Source organism: Paraliobacillus zengyii, assembly GCF_003268595.1.
GTDB lineage: Bacteria > Bacillota > Bacilli > Bacillales > Amphibacillaceae > Paraliobacillus_A > Paraliobacillus_A zengyii.
Window position 1 is genome coordinate 135001 of record NZ_CP029797.1, and the last position, 18345, is coordinate 153345.

Sequence of the window (18345 nt, forward strand, 5' to 3'; positions counted from 1 at the left end):
TAGGGCTAGCCTCAAGGAACGTATGTTGGAGGTAGAGCACTGATTGGACTAGGGGCCCTTACCGGGTTACCGAATTCAGTCAAACTCCGAATGCCAATCATATTGCCTTGGGAGTCAGACTATGGGTGATAAGGTTCATAGTCGAAAGGGAAACAGCCCAGACCGTCAGCTAAGGTCCCAAAGTATACGTTAAGTGGAAAAGGATGTGGCGTTGCATAGACAACCAGGATGTTGGCTCAGAAGCAGCCATCATTTAAAGAGTGCGTAATAGCTCACTGGTCGAGTGACGCTGCGCCGAAAATGTACCGGGGCTAAACGTATCACCGAAGCTACGGATTCCAAGAAGTATTGCACTTCTTGGATTGGTAGGAGAGCGTTCTAAGTGCAGCGAAGTCAGACCGTGAGGACTGGTGGAGCGCTTAGAAGTGAGAATGCCGGTATGAGTAGCGAAAAAGAAGTGAGAATCTTCTTCACCGAAAGCCCAAGGTTTCCTGAGGAAGGCTCGTCCGCTCAGGGTTAGTCGGGACCTAAGCCGAGGCCGAAAGGCGTAGGCGATGGACAACAGGTTGATATTCCTGTACCACCTCCTTTCCGTTTGAACAACGGGGGGACGCAGTAGGATATGGAAAGCGCGCTGCTGGTTATGCGCGCCCAAGCAGTGAGGCTGTTGGATAGGTAAATCCGTCCAATGTAAGGTTGAGCTGTGATGGGGAGGGAACTTAAGTACCGAAGTTCCGGATTTCACACTGCCAAGAAAAGCCTCTAGTGAGGAAAGAGGTGCCCGTACCGTAAACCGACACAGGTAGGCGAGAAGAGAATTCTAAGGTGATCGGGAGAACTCTCGTTAAGGAACTCGGCAAAATGACCCCGTAACTTCGGGAGAAGGGGTGCTTCTTTTGCGAGAAGCCGCAGTGAAAAGGCCCAAGCGACTGTTTAGCAAAAACACAGGTCTCTGCGAAGCCGTAAGGCGAAGTATAGGGGCTGACACCTGCCCGGTGCTGGAAGGTTAAGGGGATGCGTTAGCTTTCGGGCGAAGCGCTGAACCGAAGCCCCAGTAAACGGCGGCCGTAACTATAACGGTCCTAAGGTAGCGAAATTCCTTGTCGGGTAAGTTCCGACCCGCACGAAAGGTGCAACGACTTGGGCACTGTCTCAACGAGAGACCCGGTGAAATTATACGATGCGTGAAGATGCGCATTACCCGCGACAGGACGGAAAGACCCCGTGGAGCTTTACTGTAGCCTGATATTGAATGTCGGCACAGCTTGTACAGGATAGGTGGGAGCCGTTGAAGCGTGAGCGCTAGCTTACGTCGAGGCGCCCGTGGGATACCACCCTGGCTGTGTTGACCTTCTAACCCAGAACCGTGATCCGGTTCGGAGACAGTGTCAGGTGGGCAGTTTGACTGGGGCGGTCGCCTCCTAAAGAGTAACGGAGGCGCCCAAAGGTTCCCTCAGAATGGTTGGAAATCATTCGAAGAGTGTAAAGGCAGAAGGGAGCTTGACTGCGAGACCTACAAGTCGAGCAGGGACGAAAGTCGGGCTTAGTGATCCGGCGGTACCGTATGGAAGGGCCGTCGCTCAACGGATAAAAGCTACCCCGGGGATAACAGGCTTATCTCCCCCAAGAGTCCACATCGACGGGGAGGTTTGGCACCTCGATGTCGGCTCATCGCATCCTGGGGCTGTAGTCGGTCCCAAGGGTTGGGCTGTTCGCCCATTAAAGCGGTACGCGAGCTGGGTTCAGAACGTCGTGAGACAGTTCGGTCCCTATCCGTCGTGGGCGCAAGAAGTTTGAGAGGAGCTGTCCTTAGTACGAGAGGACCGGGATGGACACACCGCTGGTGTACCAGTTGTTCTGCCAAGAGCATCGCTGGGTAGCTACGTGTGGAAGGGATAAGTGCTGAAAGCATCTAAGCATGAAGCCCCCCTCAAGATGAGACTTCTCATCTTTTTAGAGTAAGATCCCTCAGAGACGATGAGGTTGATAGGTTCGAGGTGGAAGCGTGGTGACACGTGTAGCTGACGAATACTAATAGATCGAGGACTTAACTATAATACTATATGTTGTCTTGTTGTAATTCTTATCTAGTTTTGAAGGTACACTATCTTCAAAATGGTTTAGTGACAATAGCGAAGAGGTCACACCTGTTCCCATGCCGAACACAGCAGTTAAGCTCTTCAGCGCTCATGGTAGTTGGGGCTTTGCCCCTGCGAGAGTAGGACGTCGCTAAGCAACTATAAAACATCTATTACTTCATTGTAATAGATGTTTTTTTGTTTTGATTCTATTCAATCTATGCTTTACATAAAAGGTTAATATCGCAGATGAGCGTAAAATTATTTAGTTGTAGCAACGTTCCACTTCAAGTTTTTCTTTTTAATAATAAATAAGTAAACGTAATTAGCTAATATTTAATTAAATATACATTAATTTTATTTTCACTTTTTTTATAATAAAATATTGAATAAAATCACGCTAATTATTAACGCTAATCGTATAATTTAATTAGATAATAAATGTGACAGATATTTTAGGTCAATTGCCAAAAAAGTAGGTTTTCACTTTTCATTTAGGTGTGTTTTATGGTATCTTATTAGTAGATACTAAGATCAAATATTAATTTTTTGACAAATTGTATTTTAAAGGGGATATTTATAATGAAAAAAATTGCATGGATCACTGACAGTACGTGTGGTTTATCACAGGAATTCATTGATGAACATAACATCCATGTACTACCGATGATTGTAAACATAAATAACATCTCATACCGTGAAGATATAGATATTAGTAAAGATGAAATCTATGACTTATTGCAAGAACACGGAGAAGGTGCTAAAACAAGTCAGCCACCTTATGGGGAATTTGTTGAATTATATAAAAAGTTAAAAGATGAATATGAGATAGGTATTGCGATTCATGCTTCTAGTGAGTTAACTGGAACGTATCAAAGTTCTGTCACAGCATCAGAGATGTTTGACTTCCCGGTTGAAGTTATTGATTCAAAAATTGGTTCCTATGCATTAGGGAAAATGATTAGAAATGGAATTCAATTTGAATCAGAAGGTAAGGATCATCAAGAGATTGTTAAGATATTAAAGACATATCCTGAAAAGGCTGAAATGTACTTACTTCCAGAAAGTTTTGAACAATTAAAACGAAGTGGAAGAGTAAGCACAACACAAACAATTTTTGCTAATTTACTGCATATTAACTTACTATTAAGATTTTATAATGGAAAAATATTGGTGGAGGAAAAGATTAGAACGAAGAAGAAGTCTAAGAATCGAATCTTTCAAATTATTGATGAGGCAATTAAAGAAAATCAATTTAAAGAAATGTGCATTATGCATGCAGGTATGAAGGAAAAGGCGCTAAAATGGAAAGAAGAATTAGAAAATATACATGAAGAAATTAAAATTCAAGTTGAAACATTAGTGCCGGTGGCAGGGGTACATGCAGGTCATGGTACAATGTCAATTTCTTGGTTAAAGGAAAAGTGATTTTTAATGGTTAAGAGTAGGTACCTAATTGGTATCTACTTTAATTTTTACTTTTATAAAAAAGTAAAAATTCAGATAACTTTTTAAGTAAATCATAAAACGGGTAAAAAAAGAATAGAATAGTTGGGCGCTTGGATTTTGAAAATAAGTTATACTAAATAAAAAGATATCTATAAATAAGATAGAAACAAAGGGGGCAAGCCGTTGTTATAACGGTGCGATATGGAAATTATACAAAATTTATTTGATGAAGAGTTTGTGTTGATGAGTTCGAGAATTATTGTAGCTCTAATACTATCAGGACTAATTGGTCTGGAAAGAGAAATTAACAATCATTCTGCGGGATTTAGAACGCATATTCTTGTTGGAATTAGTTCCTGTTTAATGATGCTACTATCACTCTATGGTTTTGATACATATTTTGAAAAGTATGGAGACGTTGTCCAGTTTGACCCAGCAAGAATCCCTTCTTACGTAATAAGTGGTATCGGTTTTCTCGGTGCAGGCACAATTATTGTAAGTGGAAGAACAATTCGTGGATTAACAACCGCCGCTTCCATATGGGCCGTTGCAGCATTGGGTTTAGTTATTGGGATTGGCATGTATAAAGTTGCTATACTTACGACGATAATAATTTTATTAAGTCTAATATTCTTAAATAACTTTGAAAAGAAGATCTCAAAAAAAAGAAACTTTATCTCTTTTCAAATTCTAGTTAATCAACATATGCAGATTCGTGAATTACTAGCTAAAGTTGAACAATTCGATGTAATTATTCGTAAACTAGAAATGGAAAAAGATGATGAATCAGATCGAATGATTATAATAGAGATGGAGAGTAATGAGACCTTGGATAAAACAGAATTATATCATCAATTAATGGACTTAAAGCAAGTGAAACAAGTGAATGAGTTAGACTGATTTTAGCTGATTAATTTGTTTAGTCATTTTGTTTGCAAGAATTTCGAAGTAGCGTATAATGAAGGTATAGTCAAAGATAGTCAAAGTCAGTTATGAGGAGGAGGCAAATGCGAAATATTTCAGATGTGATTGAAGCGTATTTAAAACAAATTATTCTAGGCAATAATAAAAACATTATTGAAATTAAACGCAGTGAAGTGGCTGATCAATTCGAGTGTGTGCCTTCTCAAATCAACTATGTAATCAATACTCGTTTCACAGTGGAAAGAGGGTATTTAGTTGAGAGTAAACGTGGTGGAGGCGGCTATATACGTATTACACGTCTTACAATTGATGATAAGACAAAACTACTTGATGAAATCATTGATATGGTTCAACCTACTGTTACGCAACATGCTGCCATTGATATATTAGAACGAATGTTAGAAGAAAAACTGATTACTAAAAGAGAAGCAAAAATAATGATTAGTGCCTTAACTCGTGATACACTTGCATTTCAATTACCTATACGGGATGAAATTAGGGCAAGAATTATGACTGCTATGTTAGCCTCTATAAAATATGAAATGTAGAACTTCTAGAGAAATAGATTTTAAAAGAGTCACATAGTATATTAAAAGAACAATAATAACTTCTGTCTCTGATAGGGAGGGACCATGAGGATGAAATGTGAAGAATGTCAAGAAAGGCCGGCTACACTCCATTTAACAAAGGTAGTAAATGAAAATAAAACAGAAATACATGTATGTGAACGTTGCGCAAAAGAAAAAGGATATATTTCTCATGATGAATATGCTTATTCTATTCATGATTTGTTATCTGGTTTATTCAATTTTGACTCTTCTTTCTCTAAGGAACACAAACACAGTCAAGAAGAAAATGGTGCTTTAATATGTCCAAAGTGTGGAATGACATATCATCAGTTTACACAACTAGGTAAGTTCGGATGTTCTAGTTGTTATTATACTTTTGCAGACAATTTAAATCCTATTTTCCGTCGTGTACATAGTGGAAATACTACACATGATGGTAAGATACCAAAAAGAAGAGGCACTGACCTAAAGCAAAAACGCTTAATACAGGGTTATAAAGAAGAATTACAACAATTGATCCAAACGGAAGCTTTTGAGGAAGCTGCGAAAATGCGTGATAAGATAAAGGATTTAGAAAAGAAACAGTGGGATACCGAGGAGTATAAGGATGGCGGTGATGAATAATGTCTTTGCAACCATTTATAAATGAAGCAATTAGTCCGTGGATGAAAGAAGAAGGACCAGATAATGATATTGTCATGAGTACTCGTATTCGTTTAGCGAGAAATTTTGAACAATATCCATTTCCTATTATTGCTAAAGAACAAGAGTTGGCACCTGTTGTTTCCTTAATGAAGAATAATTATCACGAACAGTCATTTGATAAATATCAAGACTTGCAATTTATTGGGATGGAAGAATTAAGGCCTGTTGAGAAGCGAGTCTTAGTTGAAAAACATTTAATTAGTCCTCAACTTGCTGAAAAAGCGAAAAATAGTGGTGTGTTGATATCAGAAAATGAACAGGTTTCCGTAATGATAAATGAGGAAGACCATATCAGAATGCAACTATACTTTCCAGGGCTGCAATTAGAAAATGCTTTAACACAAGCCTTTCTTTTTGATGATTGGTTAGAAGAAAAAATTGATTATGCTTTTGAAGAAACGAGAGGATATTTAACAAGCTGTCCTACCAATGTCGGAACAGGCATGAGAGCTTCAGTTATGATGCATCTACCTGCTCTAACCCTTACTCAAAAAATGAGTAAGATGATTCCTGCGATTAACCAGCTAGGTTTAGTGGTAAGGGGTATATATGGTGAGGGTAGTGAAGCTGTAGGAAATATTGTTCAGATTTCTAACCAAGTTACATTGGGAAGATCAGAATTAGATATTATTGAAGACTTGCAAAGTGTCGTTGAGAAATTGATCGAACAAGAAAGACATGCAAGACTGTTGTTAGTTGAACAATCTGAATTACGATTAGAAGATCGTGTTTTTAGATCTTATGGAATATTAAAGTATAGCAGGATTTTAGAATCAAAAGAAGCCGCTACCTGTTTATCAGATTTAAGGCTTGGAATTGATGTAGGTTATATAAATAATATTTCAAAAACGATATTGAATGAATTAATGATTCTAACTCAACCAGGTTTTTTACAACAAAATGCAAAAGAAACATTAACAGCTAGTGAAAGAGATATACGACGAGCTTCAATTATTAGAGAACGATTAAATTCAGAAAATTGATCTGGTAGGAGGAATACCAAATGATGTTTGGACGATTTACAGAAAGAGCGCAAAAGGTATTGGCACTTTCACAAGAGGAAGCAGTAAGATTAGGGCATAACAATATTGGAACAGAACATATTTTACTAGGTTTAATAAATGAAGGTGAAGGTATTGCTGCTAAAGCACTAACAAGCTTAGGTTTAGAAACTGAAAAAATCCAACAAGAAGTTGAGAATTTAATAGGTAAAGGTGAAAAAGTATCTCAAACAATTCACTATACACCTAGGGCTAAAAAGGTAATAGAACTTTCAATGGATGAAGCACGTAAACTTGGTCATTCGTATGTAGGTACAGAGCATATACTCTTAGGTTTGATACGTGAAGGTGAAGGTGTGGCAGCGCGTGTATTAAATAATATTGGTGTTAGTCTAAATAAAGCTCGCCAGCAAGTATTACAATTGCTTGGAAGTAATGAAACAGCAAGAAAGAACCAAGGAAGAAATGGACAGGCAACAGCTGCAAACACACCAACACTAGATTCGTTAGCACGTGATTTAACTGCAATAGCAAAAGAGGGAAATATTGATCCAGTTATCGGTCGTGAAAAAGAAATCGAACGTGTGATTCAAGTGTTAAGTCGTCGTACAAAGAATAATCCCGTATTGATTGGGGAACCAGGTGTCGGTAAGACGGCTGTAGCTGAAGGTCTAGCACAGCAAGTTGTCAACAATGAAATACCTGAAATGTTACGTGATAAGCGTGTAATGACGTTGGATATGGGTACTGTTGTGGCTGGCACAAAATATCGTGGAGAATTTGAAGACCGTTTAAAAAAAGTTATGGAAGAGATTCGTCAAGCTGGTAATGTAATTCTGTTTATTGATGAATTGCATACGTTAATTGGTGCAGGTGGTGCTGAAGGTGCAATCGACGCATCAAATATACTAAAACCATCTCTTGCTAGAGGTGAATTACAATGTATTGGCGCAACAACTATAGATGAATATCGTAAATACATTGAAAAAGATGCAGCGTTAGAACGTAGATTCCAACCAATCAGAGTGGAAGAACCGACGCTAGAAGAATCTATTTTAATCTTAAAAGGCTTACGAGATCGTTACGAGGCACATCATCGTGTTACGATAACTGATGAAGCAATTGAAGCTGCAGCAAACCTTTCAAATCGTTATATAACAGACCGTTTCCTACCGGATAAAGCGATTGATTTAATTGATGAAGCAGGTTCAAAAGTGCGTTTACGTTCCTACACTGCTCCACCAAACTTGAAGGAATTGGAGCAGGACCTAGAAGAAGTTAGAAAAGAAAAAGATGCTGCAGTACAGAGCCAAGAGTTTGAGAAAGCAGCTTCTCTACGTGATAGTGAGCAAAGATTGCGAGAAGAAGTAGAAACAACGAAAGAAAAATGGAAAGAAAAGCAAGGACAAGAAAGCTCTGAAGTAACTGTAGAAGATATTGCTAGTATTGTATCTACATGGACTGGTGTTCCTGTTGCTGCATTAACAAAAGATGAGAGTGAACGGTTACTAAACTTAGAACATATTTTACATGATCGTATTATCGGCCAAGGGGAAGCAGTAGATGCTGTTTCTAAAGCGATTCGTCGTGCCCGTGCAGGTTTAAAGGATCCTAAACGTCCAATTGGGTCATTTATATTCCTAGGTCCAACGGGTGTGGGTAAAACAGAATTAGCACGTGCACTAGCAGAATCAATGTTTGGTGATGAAGATGCAATGATTCGTATAGATATGTCAGAGTATATGGAAAAACATACAACATCTCGTTTAGTTGGTTCACCTCCAGGATATGTTGGTTATGAAGAAGGTGGCCAATTAACAGAAAAGGTAAGAAGAAAACCATATTCTGTTGTCTTATTGGATGAGATCGAAAAGGCACATCCCGAAGTTTTTAATATATTATTACAAGTGCTAGAGGATGGACGTTTAACTGACTCAAAAGGACGTTTAATTGACTTTCGTAACACGGTGCTAATTATGACCTCCAATGTTGGTGCAAGTGAACTAAAACAAAACAAATACGTTGGCTTTAGTTTTGGTGATGAAGAAGCAGACTATAAAGATATGAAAGTAAAAGTAATGGAGGAATTGAAAAAGGCATTCCGTCCAGAGTTTTTAAATAGAATTGATGAGACTATTGTCTTTCATTCATTAGAGAAGAAACATATGAAGGAAATTGTGACCTTAATGGTAAAACAACTTCAAAAACGTTTATTAGACCAAGAAATAGATTTTGATCTATCAGAAGAAGCAATTGAGAAAATTGCTAAAGAAGGTTTCGATCCGGAATACGGTGCGAGACCATTGCGTAGAGCTATACAGAAAAATGTAGAAGATCTAATGTCAGAGGCCTTGTTAAAAGATACCATTCAAAAAGGTCGTAAGATAAAGATAGGTTTAAATGAAAAGGGAGATTTTGCTGTTTTAAGCTAAAAATGCAGAAGACAATCCTAAATAAATTGTAAAAATCGGAAGAGTTTACTCTTCCGATTTTTACTTGTTTAAGTTGATTCCTTTTTTTTTACACAAAATATTAATATGCATGTAACTTTTAAGTAACTCATTTCGTATATACTATATACATAAGGTAAGGGGCGATTAGGTAATGGCCAAAGTTAAAACTAAATTTGTATGTGAAGAGTGTGGATATGAAGCGCCAAAGTGGATGGGTAAGTGCCCAAGTTGTAATAACTGGAACACATTAAATGAAGAAGTAACGACGAATGCAGTTTCTAAACATACCGGGATTGGGCAAGTATCTAATATCAAACCAGAAAGTATCACGGCTATTCAATCAAATGAAGAAACGAGAATAACCACGGATATGCCGGAATTAAATCGGGTGTTAGGTGGCGGTATTGTGGCAGGTTCACTTGTTTTAATTGGTGGAGATCCGGGAATTGGTAAATCTACATTACTATTACAAGTATCAGAGCAATTAGCAAGAAAACAATTACGCGTTTTGTATATTTCTGGAGAAGAATCAACAAGGCAAACAAAATTACGTGCAGATCGATTAAATGTTAAATCGGAACAGTTATTCGTTTTAGCTGAAACAAACTTACAACTTATTAATAATCAGATTGAACAATTAGACCCTGCTTTTATTGTTATTGATTCTATTCAAACAATTTTTAAAGAAGAAGTAACTAGTGCACCAGGAAGTGTTACGCAGGTAAGAGAATGCACAAGTGAATTAATGCGCATTGCCAAGACGAAACATATACCTATATTTATAGTTGGTCATGTAACAAAAGAGGGAGCAATAGCGGGACCAAGAATGTTAGAACATATGGTTGATGCGGTTTTATACTTTGAAGGTGAAAGACATCATACGTTTCGGATTCTGCGTGGTGTAAAGAATCGATTTGGTAGTACAAATGAAATTGGTATTTTTGAAATGAAGGAAGAGGGTTTGCGAGAAGTATTAAACCCATCTGAGATATTTTTAGAAGAACGTTCACAAGGTGTTGCAGGTTCTACTGTTGTAGCATCAATGGAAGGAACAAGACCTATATTAGTAGAAATCCAATCATTAATATCACCAACAAGTTTTGGGCAAGCGAGGAGAATGGCGACGGGTATTGATCATAATCGGGTCCCACTGCTAATGGCGGTATTAGAAAAAAGAGTAGGCTTATTAATGCAAAATCAAGATGCATATGTCAAGGTAGCTGGTGGTGTTAAGTTGGATGAACCAGCAATTGATTTAGCGATAGCTGTTAGTATTGCATCAAGTTTTAAGGATAAGACATCCAAGCCAGATGATGTCTTAATTGGCGAGGTAGGTTTAACAGGAGAGATTAGACGTGTTTCAAGAATTGATCAGCGTGTTCAAGAAGCTGCGAAATTAGGTTTTAAGCGAGCGATTATACCTGCAAGGAATTTAGAAGGTTGGACAGTTCCAACATCGATAGAAGTTATCGGCGTAAACTCAGTTCAAGAGGCATTAAAAATCACTTTAAATGAATAACTTTCGACATGGGTAGCTAAGTAATAACAGGAATTGACTTTATGTTCCACTTGTGTTAATATTTAAAGTTTATCATTTGACTTTATATGTAAGTTGTGATAGTTTAATAAATAAACTTTTGTCTTTATATACGAATATATTTTAAAAATTAGGAAATACTATGTGATAGGAGGTGACCATGGTGCTAAAAAGAATAGTGCAATTATTTATAATTATTGCTGGTGGTACCGCGGGATATTTATATATTCCAGATTTGGTTAGAGTTATTGAGTTTTTGAATGATAGTTGGATAGGTTCTGAATTTATTGCGCCATATGTTGGCTTAGTTTTAGGAGCTATTATTCTCTACTTATTAACATTTTGGTTTGTCGATTATATTGTTAATTTTGTACAGTATTTAGAAGAGACTTTATTAAAAGCACCAGTAGCGGATTTGTTTTTTGGTAGTTTGGGTTTAATTATTGGACTCGTAATAGCGTATATTATAAACCAACCTATACAAGATATAAATATACTTGTAGTATCACAGGTGATCCCGCTCTTTGTTATGGTTTTACTTGGTTATTTAGGGTTTCAAGTTGGTTTTAAAAGAAGAGATGAATTTGTAAATATTTTAACAATTGCTAGAAAAGAAAAGGATCAAAAGCTAGAAAAGGTCGAAGAAGATCCAGCTTCTATTATGCCGAAATCAAAAATATTAGATACGAGTGTAATTATTGATGGAAGAATCGCAGATATATGTCAAACTAGTTTCTTAGAAGGGACAGTTATTATTCCCCACTTTGTCTTGGAAGAATTACAACATATTGCTGATTCTTCTGATGCATTAAAACGTAATCGTGGTCGCAGAGGCTTAGATGTATTGAATCGAATGCAAAAAGACTTACCGGTTAATGTGGAAATGTATGATGGTGATTTTGAAGAAATTCAAGAGGTAGACAGTAAATTAGTTAAGTTAGCAAAAGTGATTAATGGTATTGTCGTTACAAATGACTTTAATCTCAATAAAGTTTGTGAGTTTCAAAATGTGCAAGTATTGAATATTAATGATCTTGCAAATGCGGTAAAACCAGTTGTTTTACCGGGTGAAGAATTAACGGTTCAAGTAATTAAAGATGGTAAGGAACAAAATCAAGGTGTAGCTTATTTAGATGATGGTACAATGATTGTTGTTGAAGAAGGCAGAGATTATATCGGTAGAACAATTGAAGTTTTAATTACAAGTGTTCTGCAGACCTCCGCTGGACGAATGATATTTGCTAAACCAAAATTACTTGAAAAAGCGCAGTAAAAAATATAAAGGTGATAAAAAGTGATAACTACCCGTTATCACTTTTTATCTGTTTAAATAATTTAATCGCCTGACATAAAAAACAGAAGTCTTTGAAAGACTTCTGTTTTTTTATATATGTTAAATCATTAGTTATTCTTATTATGTGCCAAGTTTAAAGAGTCTTACATTAATTTTTTTTACGTGTTTCAACAGGTTTTGTTGCATAATGAATTTCTTCTTCCAATAACTCAATATGTTGATTCAATTGATCTTCTGACCAATGGAAACGATCGTTCATATACTTAATGACTCCTGTTTTCCATTGTCGAACATAATCAATGTCAAAGAACAATGCACTCGTACGTCTATTGAAAAAGTCAATTGGTGATACAACCATTTCCTCTTCTATGCCATATACGAGAGAGGCAAAGACATGAACAGGTAAATCGTAATGGACACTTTCATTTCCTTGTGTGTCAATAATTTCATAAACGCGCTTCACGTTCGAACCATAAAGATTTGATAGTCTTTTCGCTTCTACTTCCGTTAAACCTAGCTTCTCTCCTTTCTCTGTCCATTCTCTAATAAATGTATCCAGATTAGACGATCCACCTACATCTCCGCCTGACAAGATGACTTTTTCTGTTTTGCATTTTACTTTATTACCTAATTCACGTCCTGCAATATCAACAATTCTTTCTGCCATTTTTCGATAACCAGTTAATTTACCTCCGGCAATAGAAAGCAATCCACTGTCAGATTCAAAAATCTCATCTTTTCTAGAAATCTCAGAAGCACTTTTTCCTTCTTCGTGAATTAGTGGGCGAAGACCGCTCCAACTAGATTCTACATCTTCACGATTTAATTTAACCGATGGAAACATATAGTTTGTAGCATCAATGATATAATCCATGTCTTTTTCTGTCATGTGTGGAGAAGCAACATCTTCTAAATAATGCGTATCCGTTGTTCCAACATAGGTCTTGCCAGCTCTTGGAATAGCAAACATCATCCGGCCATCATCTTCCGTGTCAAAATAAACTGCTTGTTTTAGGGGGAATCGAGTTTGATCTATGACAATATGAACGCCCTTCGTTAAGTGAAGGTATTTTCCTTTTTTAGAATGATCTTTCTCTCTTAGTTCGTCTACCCAAGGCCCTGCTGCATTGATAACCTTTTTAGCATGAATATCGTAAACGTCTCCTGATACAAGATCTTTCACTTTTGCTCCTACAACTTTTCCATTTTCATAGATAAGTGATTCGGCTTTTGTATAATTGATTGCTTGCGTTCCTCTAAATACGGCTTCTTTTAAAACTTCAAGCGTTAGCCTAGCATCATCTGTTTTATACTCTACGTAAACTCCGCCACCTTTTAATTTCTTCTCTCCTAGCAAAGGCTCTCTCTTCATTGTTTCTTTCTTACTCAACATTTTTCGCCGTTCGCTGCGCTTTACCCCTGCTAAAAAGTCATAAACTTTCAAGCCTAATGAAGTGGAAGCCTTACCAAATGTTCCACCTTGGATTATTGGCAGCAACATCCATTCGGGACTTGTCACATGTGGAGCGTTTTCGTAAACAATTGCTCTTTCTTTACCTACTTCAGCAACAATTTTAAATTCAAACTGCTTTAAATAACGCAACCCGCCATGAACTAATTTAGTTGAACGACTAGATGTTCCGGCAGCAAAATCTTGCATTTCCACTAATCCTGTTGATAAGCCTCTTATTGTTGCGTCTAGAGCAATGCCAGCTCCAGTTATTCCCCCGCCAATAACAAGAATATCGAGTTCTGTTTCTTTCATTTTTTGCAAATAGGTTTCACGTTGCATCGTTGAAAAAGGTTTAACCATATAAAAACATCCCTTCTAGTAGTTTGTTAACTTATATAAATAAGAAACTCAGTCTTTCGGAGATTTATCATGTATCGAAAAAAAGAGACCACAACAACCCTTACATAAAAGAGTATCTTCTATGCTCAAGTGATGTGGTCTCTCCATCTCCGGACCTTTTTATTAATTTAAACTAATTATATCATAGATTACATACTTTTATAACAAATTAGCTTAATATCACTTTTTCTTTTTCTTGAATTTCATTGTTGCTTCAACAGCTGTTTTCCAGCCATCGTATAAGTCTTCTCTAACGGATTCTTCCATATCAGGTGTGAACGTGCGGTCAATGTGCCACTGTTCTGCAATCTCCTCTTTATTATCCCAGAATCCAACTGCTAGACCGGCAAGATAAGCAGCGCCTAAAGCTGTCGTTTCTTGAATTTCAGGACGATCAACTGGTACATTCATAATGTCGCTTTGGAATTGCATTAAGAAATTATTTGCTACAGCTCCACCATCTACACGAAGCGCTTTAACATCAATTTCTGAGTCAGCCACCATTGCTTCAAGAACATCTCTTGTTTGATATGCTAATGATTCCAGAGTTGCTCTAATAAAGTGTTCTTTTTCAGTGCCACGTGTAAGTCCGAAAATTGCGCCACGAACTTCACTATCCCAATAAGGTGTCCCCAAACCAACAAACGCAGGGACCATATAAACGCCATCTGTTGATTCCACTTTCGATGCATAGTTTTCTGTTTCAGATGCAGACCTCAGCATTCTCAAACCGTCTCTTAGCCATTGAACCGCTGAACCAGCGACGAAGATACTTCCCTCAAGAGCATATTCTACTTTTCCGTCTATGCCCCACGCGATTGTTGTTAATAACCCATGTTTCGACTTAACTGCTTCTGTTCCTGTGTTCATTAACATGAAACAACCAGTACCGTATGTGTTCTTCGCCATTCCTTTTTCAAAACATGCTTGACCAAACAATGCCGCGTGCTGATCTCCTGCTGCGCCGGAAATTGGAACTTCTTCACCAAAGAAGTGGTAATCAATTGTTTTAGCGTATTCTTCTGATGAAGGTCTAACTTCTGGAAGCATGCACTTTGGTACACCTAAAATATCTAATAATTCTTCATCCCATTTTAATTCATAAATATTATACATTAACGTCCTGGAAGCATTCGTATAGTCAGTAACGTGGGCTTTCCCACCCGAAAGCTTCCAGATTAACCACGTATCAATTGTTCCAAATAATAGTTTTCCATCTTCGGCTTTTTCTCTTGCTCCTTCAACGTTATCTAAAAGCCACTTAACTTTAGTTCCAGAAAAATATGCATCAATTAGGAGTCCTGTTTTATCTGTGAAAAGCTCGCTGTATCCTTTTCTTCGTAACTCTTCACAAATTGGATCTGTTTGACGGGATTGCCAAACAAGTGCGTTATAAATAGGTCTTCCAGTTTCTTTATCCCAAACGACCGTCGTTTCACGTTGATTCGTAATTCCGATCGAAGCAATCTCTTTTGGTGAAATATTTTGATTGTTTAGAACTTCAGCAATAACCCCTAAGATCGATGACCAAATTTCGTTTGGATTATGTTCTACCCAACCTGGATGTGGAAAAATTTGTCTGAATTCCTTTTGAGCACTATCGACAATTTTACCACCTTTGTTAAATAAAATTGCCCTTGAGCTTGTTGTTCCTTGATCTAATGCAAGTACATATTTCTTTTCCATAATAAATCCCCCTATGCCTGTTTTTGTTTTGGATTATGAATTGTCTCATCAACACTTGTTGACGTAACTTCTTCTTTTTTAGCTTTGAATGAAATACCTAGAACGATAAAGAATAATGCTATGAAAATCCAAAGACCTGCATTTATCGTACCATTAAACAAAGCTACATAACTTAATGTTCCTAGAGATCCTCCGATGATTGGCCCTGCAATTGGAACCCAAGAATATGCCCATCCACTATCGCCTTTATTATGGATTGGGAGAATTGCGTGAGCGATACGAGGTCCAAGGTCACGAGCTGGGTTAATAGCATAACCTGTTGTTCCACCCAACGACATCCCGATAACAACGATCAAGAAACCAGTCAATAATGGATCTAGTCCAGCCGTTACGTCATTAGCACCTAATGCTAGAATTCCAAACAATAATACAAATGTTCCAAGAACTTCAGTGAAGTAATTAGAAGGAGAATGGTCAATTGCTGGGCCTGTTGCGAACACACCAAGTTTTGCTCCCTTATCCTCCGTGTTTTTAAAATGCGGATAATACATAGCGAAAACAAGAGATGCGCCTACAAATGCTCCACTAATTTGGGCTGCGATATAACCTGGTACACTACTCCAAGCAAAGTCTCCAATCATGGCAAGACCTATAGTTACTGCCGGATTAATGTGACCTCCACTAACTCCTCCTATCATATAGACCGACATTGCTACACCGAGGCCCCATGCAAATGTTATAACAATCCATCCGCTTCCTTCTGCCTTTGTGCCTTTTAAAACAACACCTGCAACAACACCTCCCCCGAAAATGATTAACATCATTGTTCCTAAAAATTCAGCTAAAACTGGTGACATGTCAATTCCCTCCCAAACAAATTTTAGGAGACCAAATAAGACCAACAGAATCCACCCTAGACGTATCGCCTTTAGGTGCATTTCCGTTGGTCTCCTTAGTCTCCACGAAAAATTTATTAACTTAAGGTTCATTCAAACAGATGTTGAAAGCGGTGTCAATAGATTTTCGATAATTAAATAACTTAATTGTTTAAAAAGTTTAATTATTAAATTCCCATAAGTTCCTGTTTGACGTCGTTACCGCTGTTGCTCCGGCTTCTAATGCAGCATTTACTTCATCAATTGTACGTATCAATCCACCGGCTATAATTGGCACATTTGTTTTATCATGAATTTCTTTAATAATATGTGGAATAATCCCGGGAAGGACTTCTATTAAATCTGGTTGAATCGAATCTAGCATATTATAGCTAGAATCCAATGCAATTGAATCTAGTAGAAATAACCGCTGAATCGTAATTATTTTCGCCTTTTTGGCGGTTAACAGAACATTTTTTCTAGTTGAAATTAATCCCTCGGGGCGAATGTCCCTGCATAAAAATTGGGCTGCGAATTCATCACTCTTTAAACCTTTCACCAAGTCCGCATGAAGCAGTACTTTTTTATCATGATCATGAAGCATTTTAACTAAACTTTTCAGTTGTCCAATATGTGTATTTAGTAAAACAACATACTCGTAATTTGAATTGGCCACTTTTTCTAAATCTTTTAAGTCACGAATAGCAGGTAAGATAGTTGAGTCAGATATAGTCATGTAGTAACTTCCTTTCCGTTTTTAACAGATATCGTAAATAGTATAGCATATGCAAAAGCTCACTTAATTCTGAAAAAAAGATAGTTTATTTTTATATATACCCCTGTTTCCAATCACCTAACTACTTATCTCGCTAGGTTAGAAAGATCTGAGCAATCGCTCTAGTTAATAGAATTTAGTTGCCTATAATGTTTGCTGGCTTGCTATCTACTTCTTAATATAAACAATCTCTTATAATATGAGTATGATAGAATCTGTAAACCAATGCTTTGCCAAACTAAAATTACTTGAAAAAGCGCAGTAAAAAAGGTATAACATATAAGGGATGATAAAAAGTGATAACCATCTGGTATCACTTTTTATTTGTTTGGAACGATTTAATAGTATCAAACAACAAAATATATGTTAGTTCAAGATACGTAATAAGAGAACGGAGACATAGTCATGGAGTATGTAGCTATTGTACTTGCTGCTGGGATAGGGAAGCGAATGAACATAGGTGAAAACAAACAATTTTTAAATCTAATGGATAAGCCTTTAATTATACATACGTTAACCATATTTGAAAATGATCCATGCTGTGAAGCTATTATATTAGTAACACAACAGAATGAGCAAGAAAGAATGCAGTCTGTCCTTCTGGATTATTCCTTTACTACAGCAATTACGCTGGTAACTGGCGGAAGACATCGACAAGACAGTGTTTATAATGGTTTGTTAGCTATTCGCCCGTTTCAGGAAACGAATGATTTTCTTGTCTTTATCCATGATGGTGCAAGGCCTTTTGTGACACAGAAATATTTACATGAGCTAGCAAAACGTGCAAAGGAAAATCGTGCTGCATTATTGGCTGTTCCAGTAACGGATACGATTAAAGAAAAGAATGGAGACCAGTTAACAACGCTTGACAGATCCAAACTTTGGGCAGCACAAACGCCACAGGTTTTTCAATTTGAGTTGATCTGGGAAGCGCATCAAAAAGCCAAAGAGACAGGTTTTGTTGGTACAGATGACACATCTTTAGTTGAGCGATTAGGTTATTCTGTATGTATAGTCGAAGGAAGTTATAAGAACATAAAATTAACTACACCCGAAGATATAAAAAGAGCAGAGGCTTTTCTAAATAACTAGCATCTCATATTGTGAGAATTAGAGTGAATATCACTTGTATATTTGGGACTGATTT

At 37.3% G+C, this 18345-nt stretch carries 13 protein-coding genes and 2 rRNA genes (1 of these 15 only partly in view); 11 read left to right on the top strand and 4 right to left on the bottom strand.

The features are described 5' to 3' along the window. The 10 genes from DM447_RS00660 to DM447_RS00705 form a co-directional block, all read left to right on the top strand. Positions 1 to 2055 (top strand): 23S ribosomal RNA (locus tag DM447_RS00660); it begins 892 nt to the left of the window's first position. Positions 2056 to 2119: 64 nt separating this feature from the next. Continuing rightward, positions 2120 to 2235 (top strand): 5S ribosomal RNA (gene rrf / locus DM447_RS00665). A 425-nt stretch (positions 2236 to 2660) separates the two neighbouring features. Then, a complete protein-coding gene (locus tag DM447_RS00670) occupies positions 2661 to 3506 on the top strand; it encodes a DegV family protein (protein WP_112179213.1) in 846 nt (281 codons plus the stop codon). A 222-nt stretch (positions 3507 to 3728) separates the two neighbouring features. Then, positions 3729 to 4427 (top strand): MgtC/SapB family protein, encoded by a 699-nt coding sequence (locus DM447_RS00675; RefSeq protein WP_241964544.1) that lies wholly within the window; start codon positions 3729 to 3731, stop codon positions 4425 to 4427. Positions 4428 to 4534: 107 nt separating this feature from the next. After that, entirely contained in the window at positions 4535 to 4999 is a 465-nt protein-coding gene (locus DM447_RS00680) for a CtsR family transcriptional regulator (protein WP_112179215.1), read from the top strand. A gap of 90 nt (positions 5000 to 5089) precedes the next feature. Continuing rightward, positions 5090 to 5644 (top strand): protein-arginine kinase activator protein McsA, encoded by a 555-nt coding sequence (locus tag DM447_RS00685; protein WP_112179217.1) that lies wholly within the window; start codon positions 5090 to 5092, stop codon positions 5642 to 5644. Continuing rightward, on the top strand, positions 5644 to 6708 hold the full coding sequence (locus tag DM447_RS00690) for a protein-arginine kinase McsB (protein ID WP_112179219.1): 1065 nt from the start codon (positions 5644 to 5646) through the stop codon (positions 6706 to 6708). The genes DM447_RS00685 and DM447_RS00690 overlap by 1 nt, the downstream gene beginning before the upstream one ends. Before the next feature lie 20 nt (positions 6709 to 6728). Continuing rightward, the gene (gene clpC / locus DM447_RS00695; protein WP_112179220.1) at positions 6729 to 9158 is read left to right on the top strand and encodes an ATP-dependent protease ATP-binding subunit ClpC; all 2430 of its coding nucleotides are present in this window, start codon (positions 6729 to 6731) and stop codon (positions 9156 to 9158) included. Positions 9159 to 9330: 172 nt separating this feature from the next. After that, complete coding sequence (radA, locus tag DM447_RS00700) at positions 9331 to 10698, top strand: DNA repair protein RadA (protein WP_112179222.1); 1368 nt, start codon at positions 9331 to 9333, stop codon at positions 10696 to 10698. Between the two features lie 181 nt (positions 10699 to 10879). Continuing rightward, on the top strand, positions 10880 to 11989 hold the full coding sequence (locus DM447_RS00705; RefSeq protein ID WP_112182607.1) for a PIN/TRAM domain-containing protein: 1110 nt from the start codon (positions 10880 to 10882) through the stop codon (positions 11987 to 11989). Positions 11990 to 12158: 169 nt separating this feature from the next. Here the strand turns inward: DM447_RS00705 and DM447_RS00710 are convergent, their stop codons facing one another. The 4 genes from DM447_RS00710 to DM447_RS00725 all read right to left on the bottom strand — a co-directional run bounded on the left by DM447_RS00710 (position 12159) and on the right by DM447_RS00725 (position 17159). Then, positions 12159 to 13823 carry a glycerol-3-phosphate dehydrogenase/oxidase gene (locus DM447_RS00710; RefSeq protein WP_112179223.1) on the bottom strand — a complete coding sequence of 555 codons (1665 nt, stop codon included), beginning with the start codon at positions 13821 to 13823 and terminating at the stop codon, positions 12159 to 12161. A gap of 219 nt (positions 13824 to 14042) precedes the next feature. Continuing rightward, the gene (gene glpK / locus DM447_RS00715) at positions 14043 to 15548 is read right to left on the bottom strand and encodes a glycerol kinase GlpK (protein ID WP_112179225.1); all 1506 of its coding nucleotides are present in this window, start codon (positions 15546 to 15548) and stop codon (positions 14043 to 14045) included. A gap of 11 nt (positions 15549 to 15559) precedes the next feature. Beyond that, positions 15560 to 16405, bottom strand: a complete 846-nt coding sequence (locus tag DM447_RS00720) for an MIP/aquaporin family protein (protein WP_112179227.1) — start codon at positions 16403 to 16405, stop codon at positions 15560 to 15562. A gap of 199 nt (positions 16406 to 16604) precedes the next feature. Next, positions 16605 to 17159: a glycerol-3-phosphate responsive antiterminator gene (locus DM447_RS00725; protein ID WP_112179229.1), complete on the bottom strand. Its 555-nt coding sequence runs from the start codon at positions 17157 to 17159 to the stop codon at positions 16605 to 16607. Between the two features lie 444 nt (positions 17160 to 17603). On the opposite strand from DM447_RS00725, the gene ispD reads away from it, so the two are divergent. After that, positions 17604 to 18290: a 2-C-methyl-D-erythritol 4-phosphate cytidylyltransferase gene (gene ispD, locus DM447_RS00730; protein ID WP_112179231.1), complete on the top strand. Its 687-nt coding sequence runs from the start codon at positions 17604 to 17606 to the stop codon at positions 18288 to 18290. Positions 18291 to 18345: the final 55 nt, after the last annotated feature.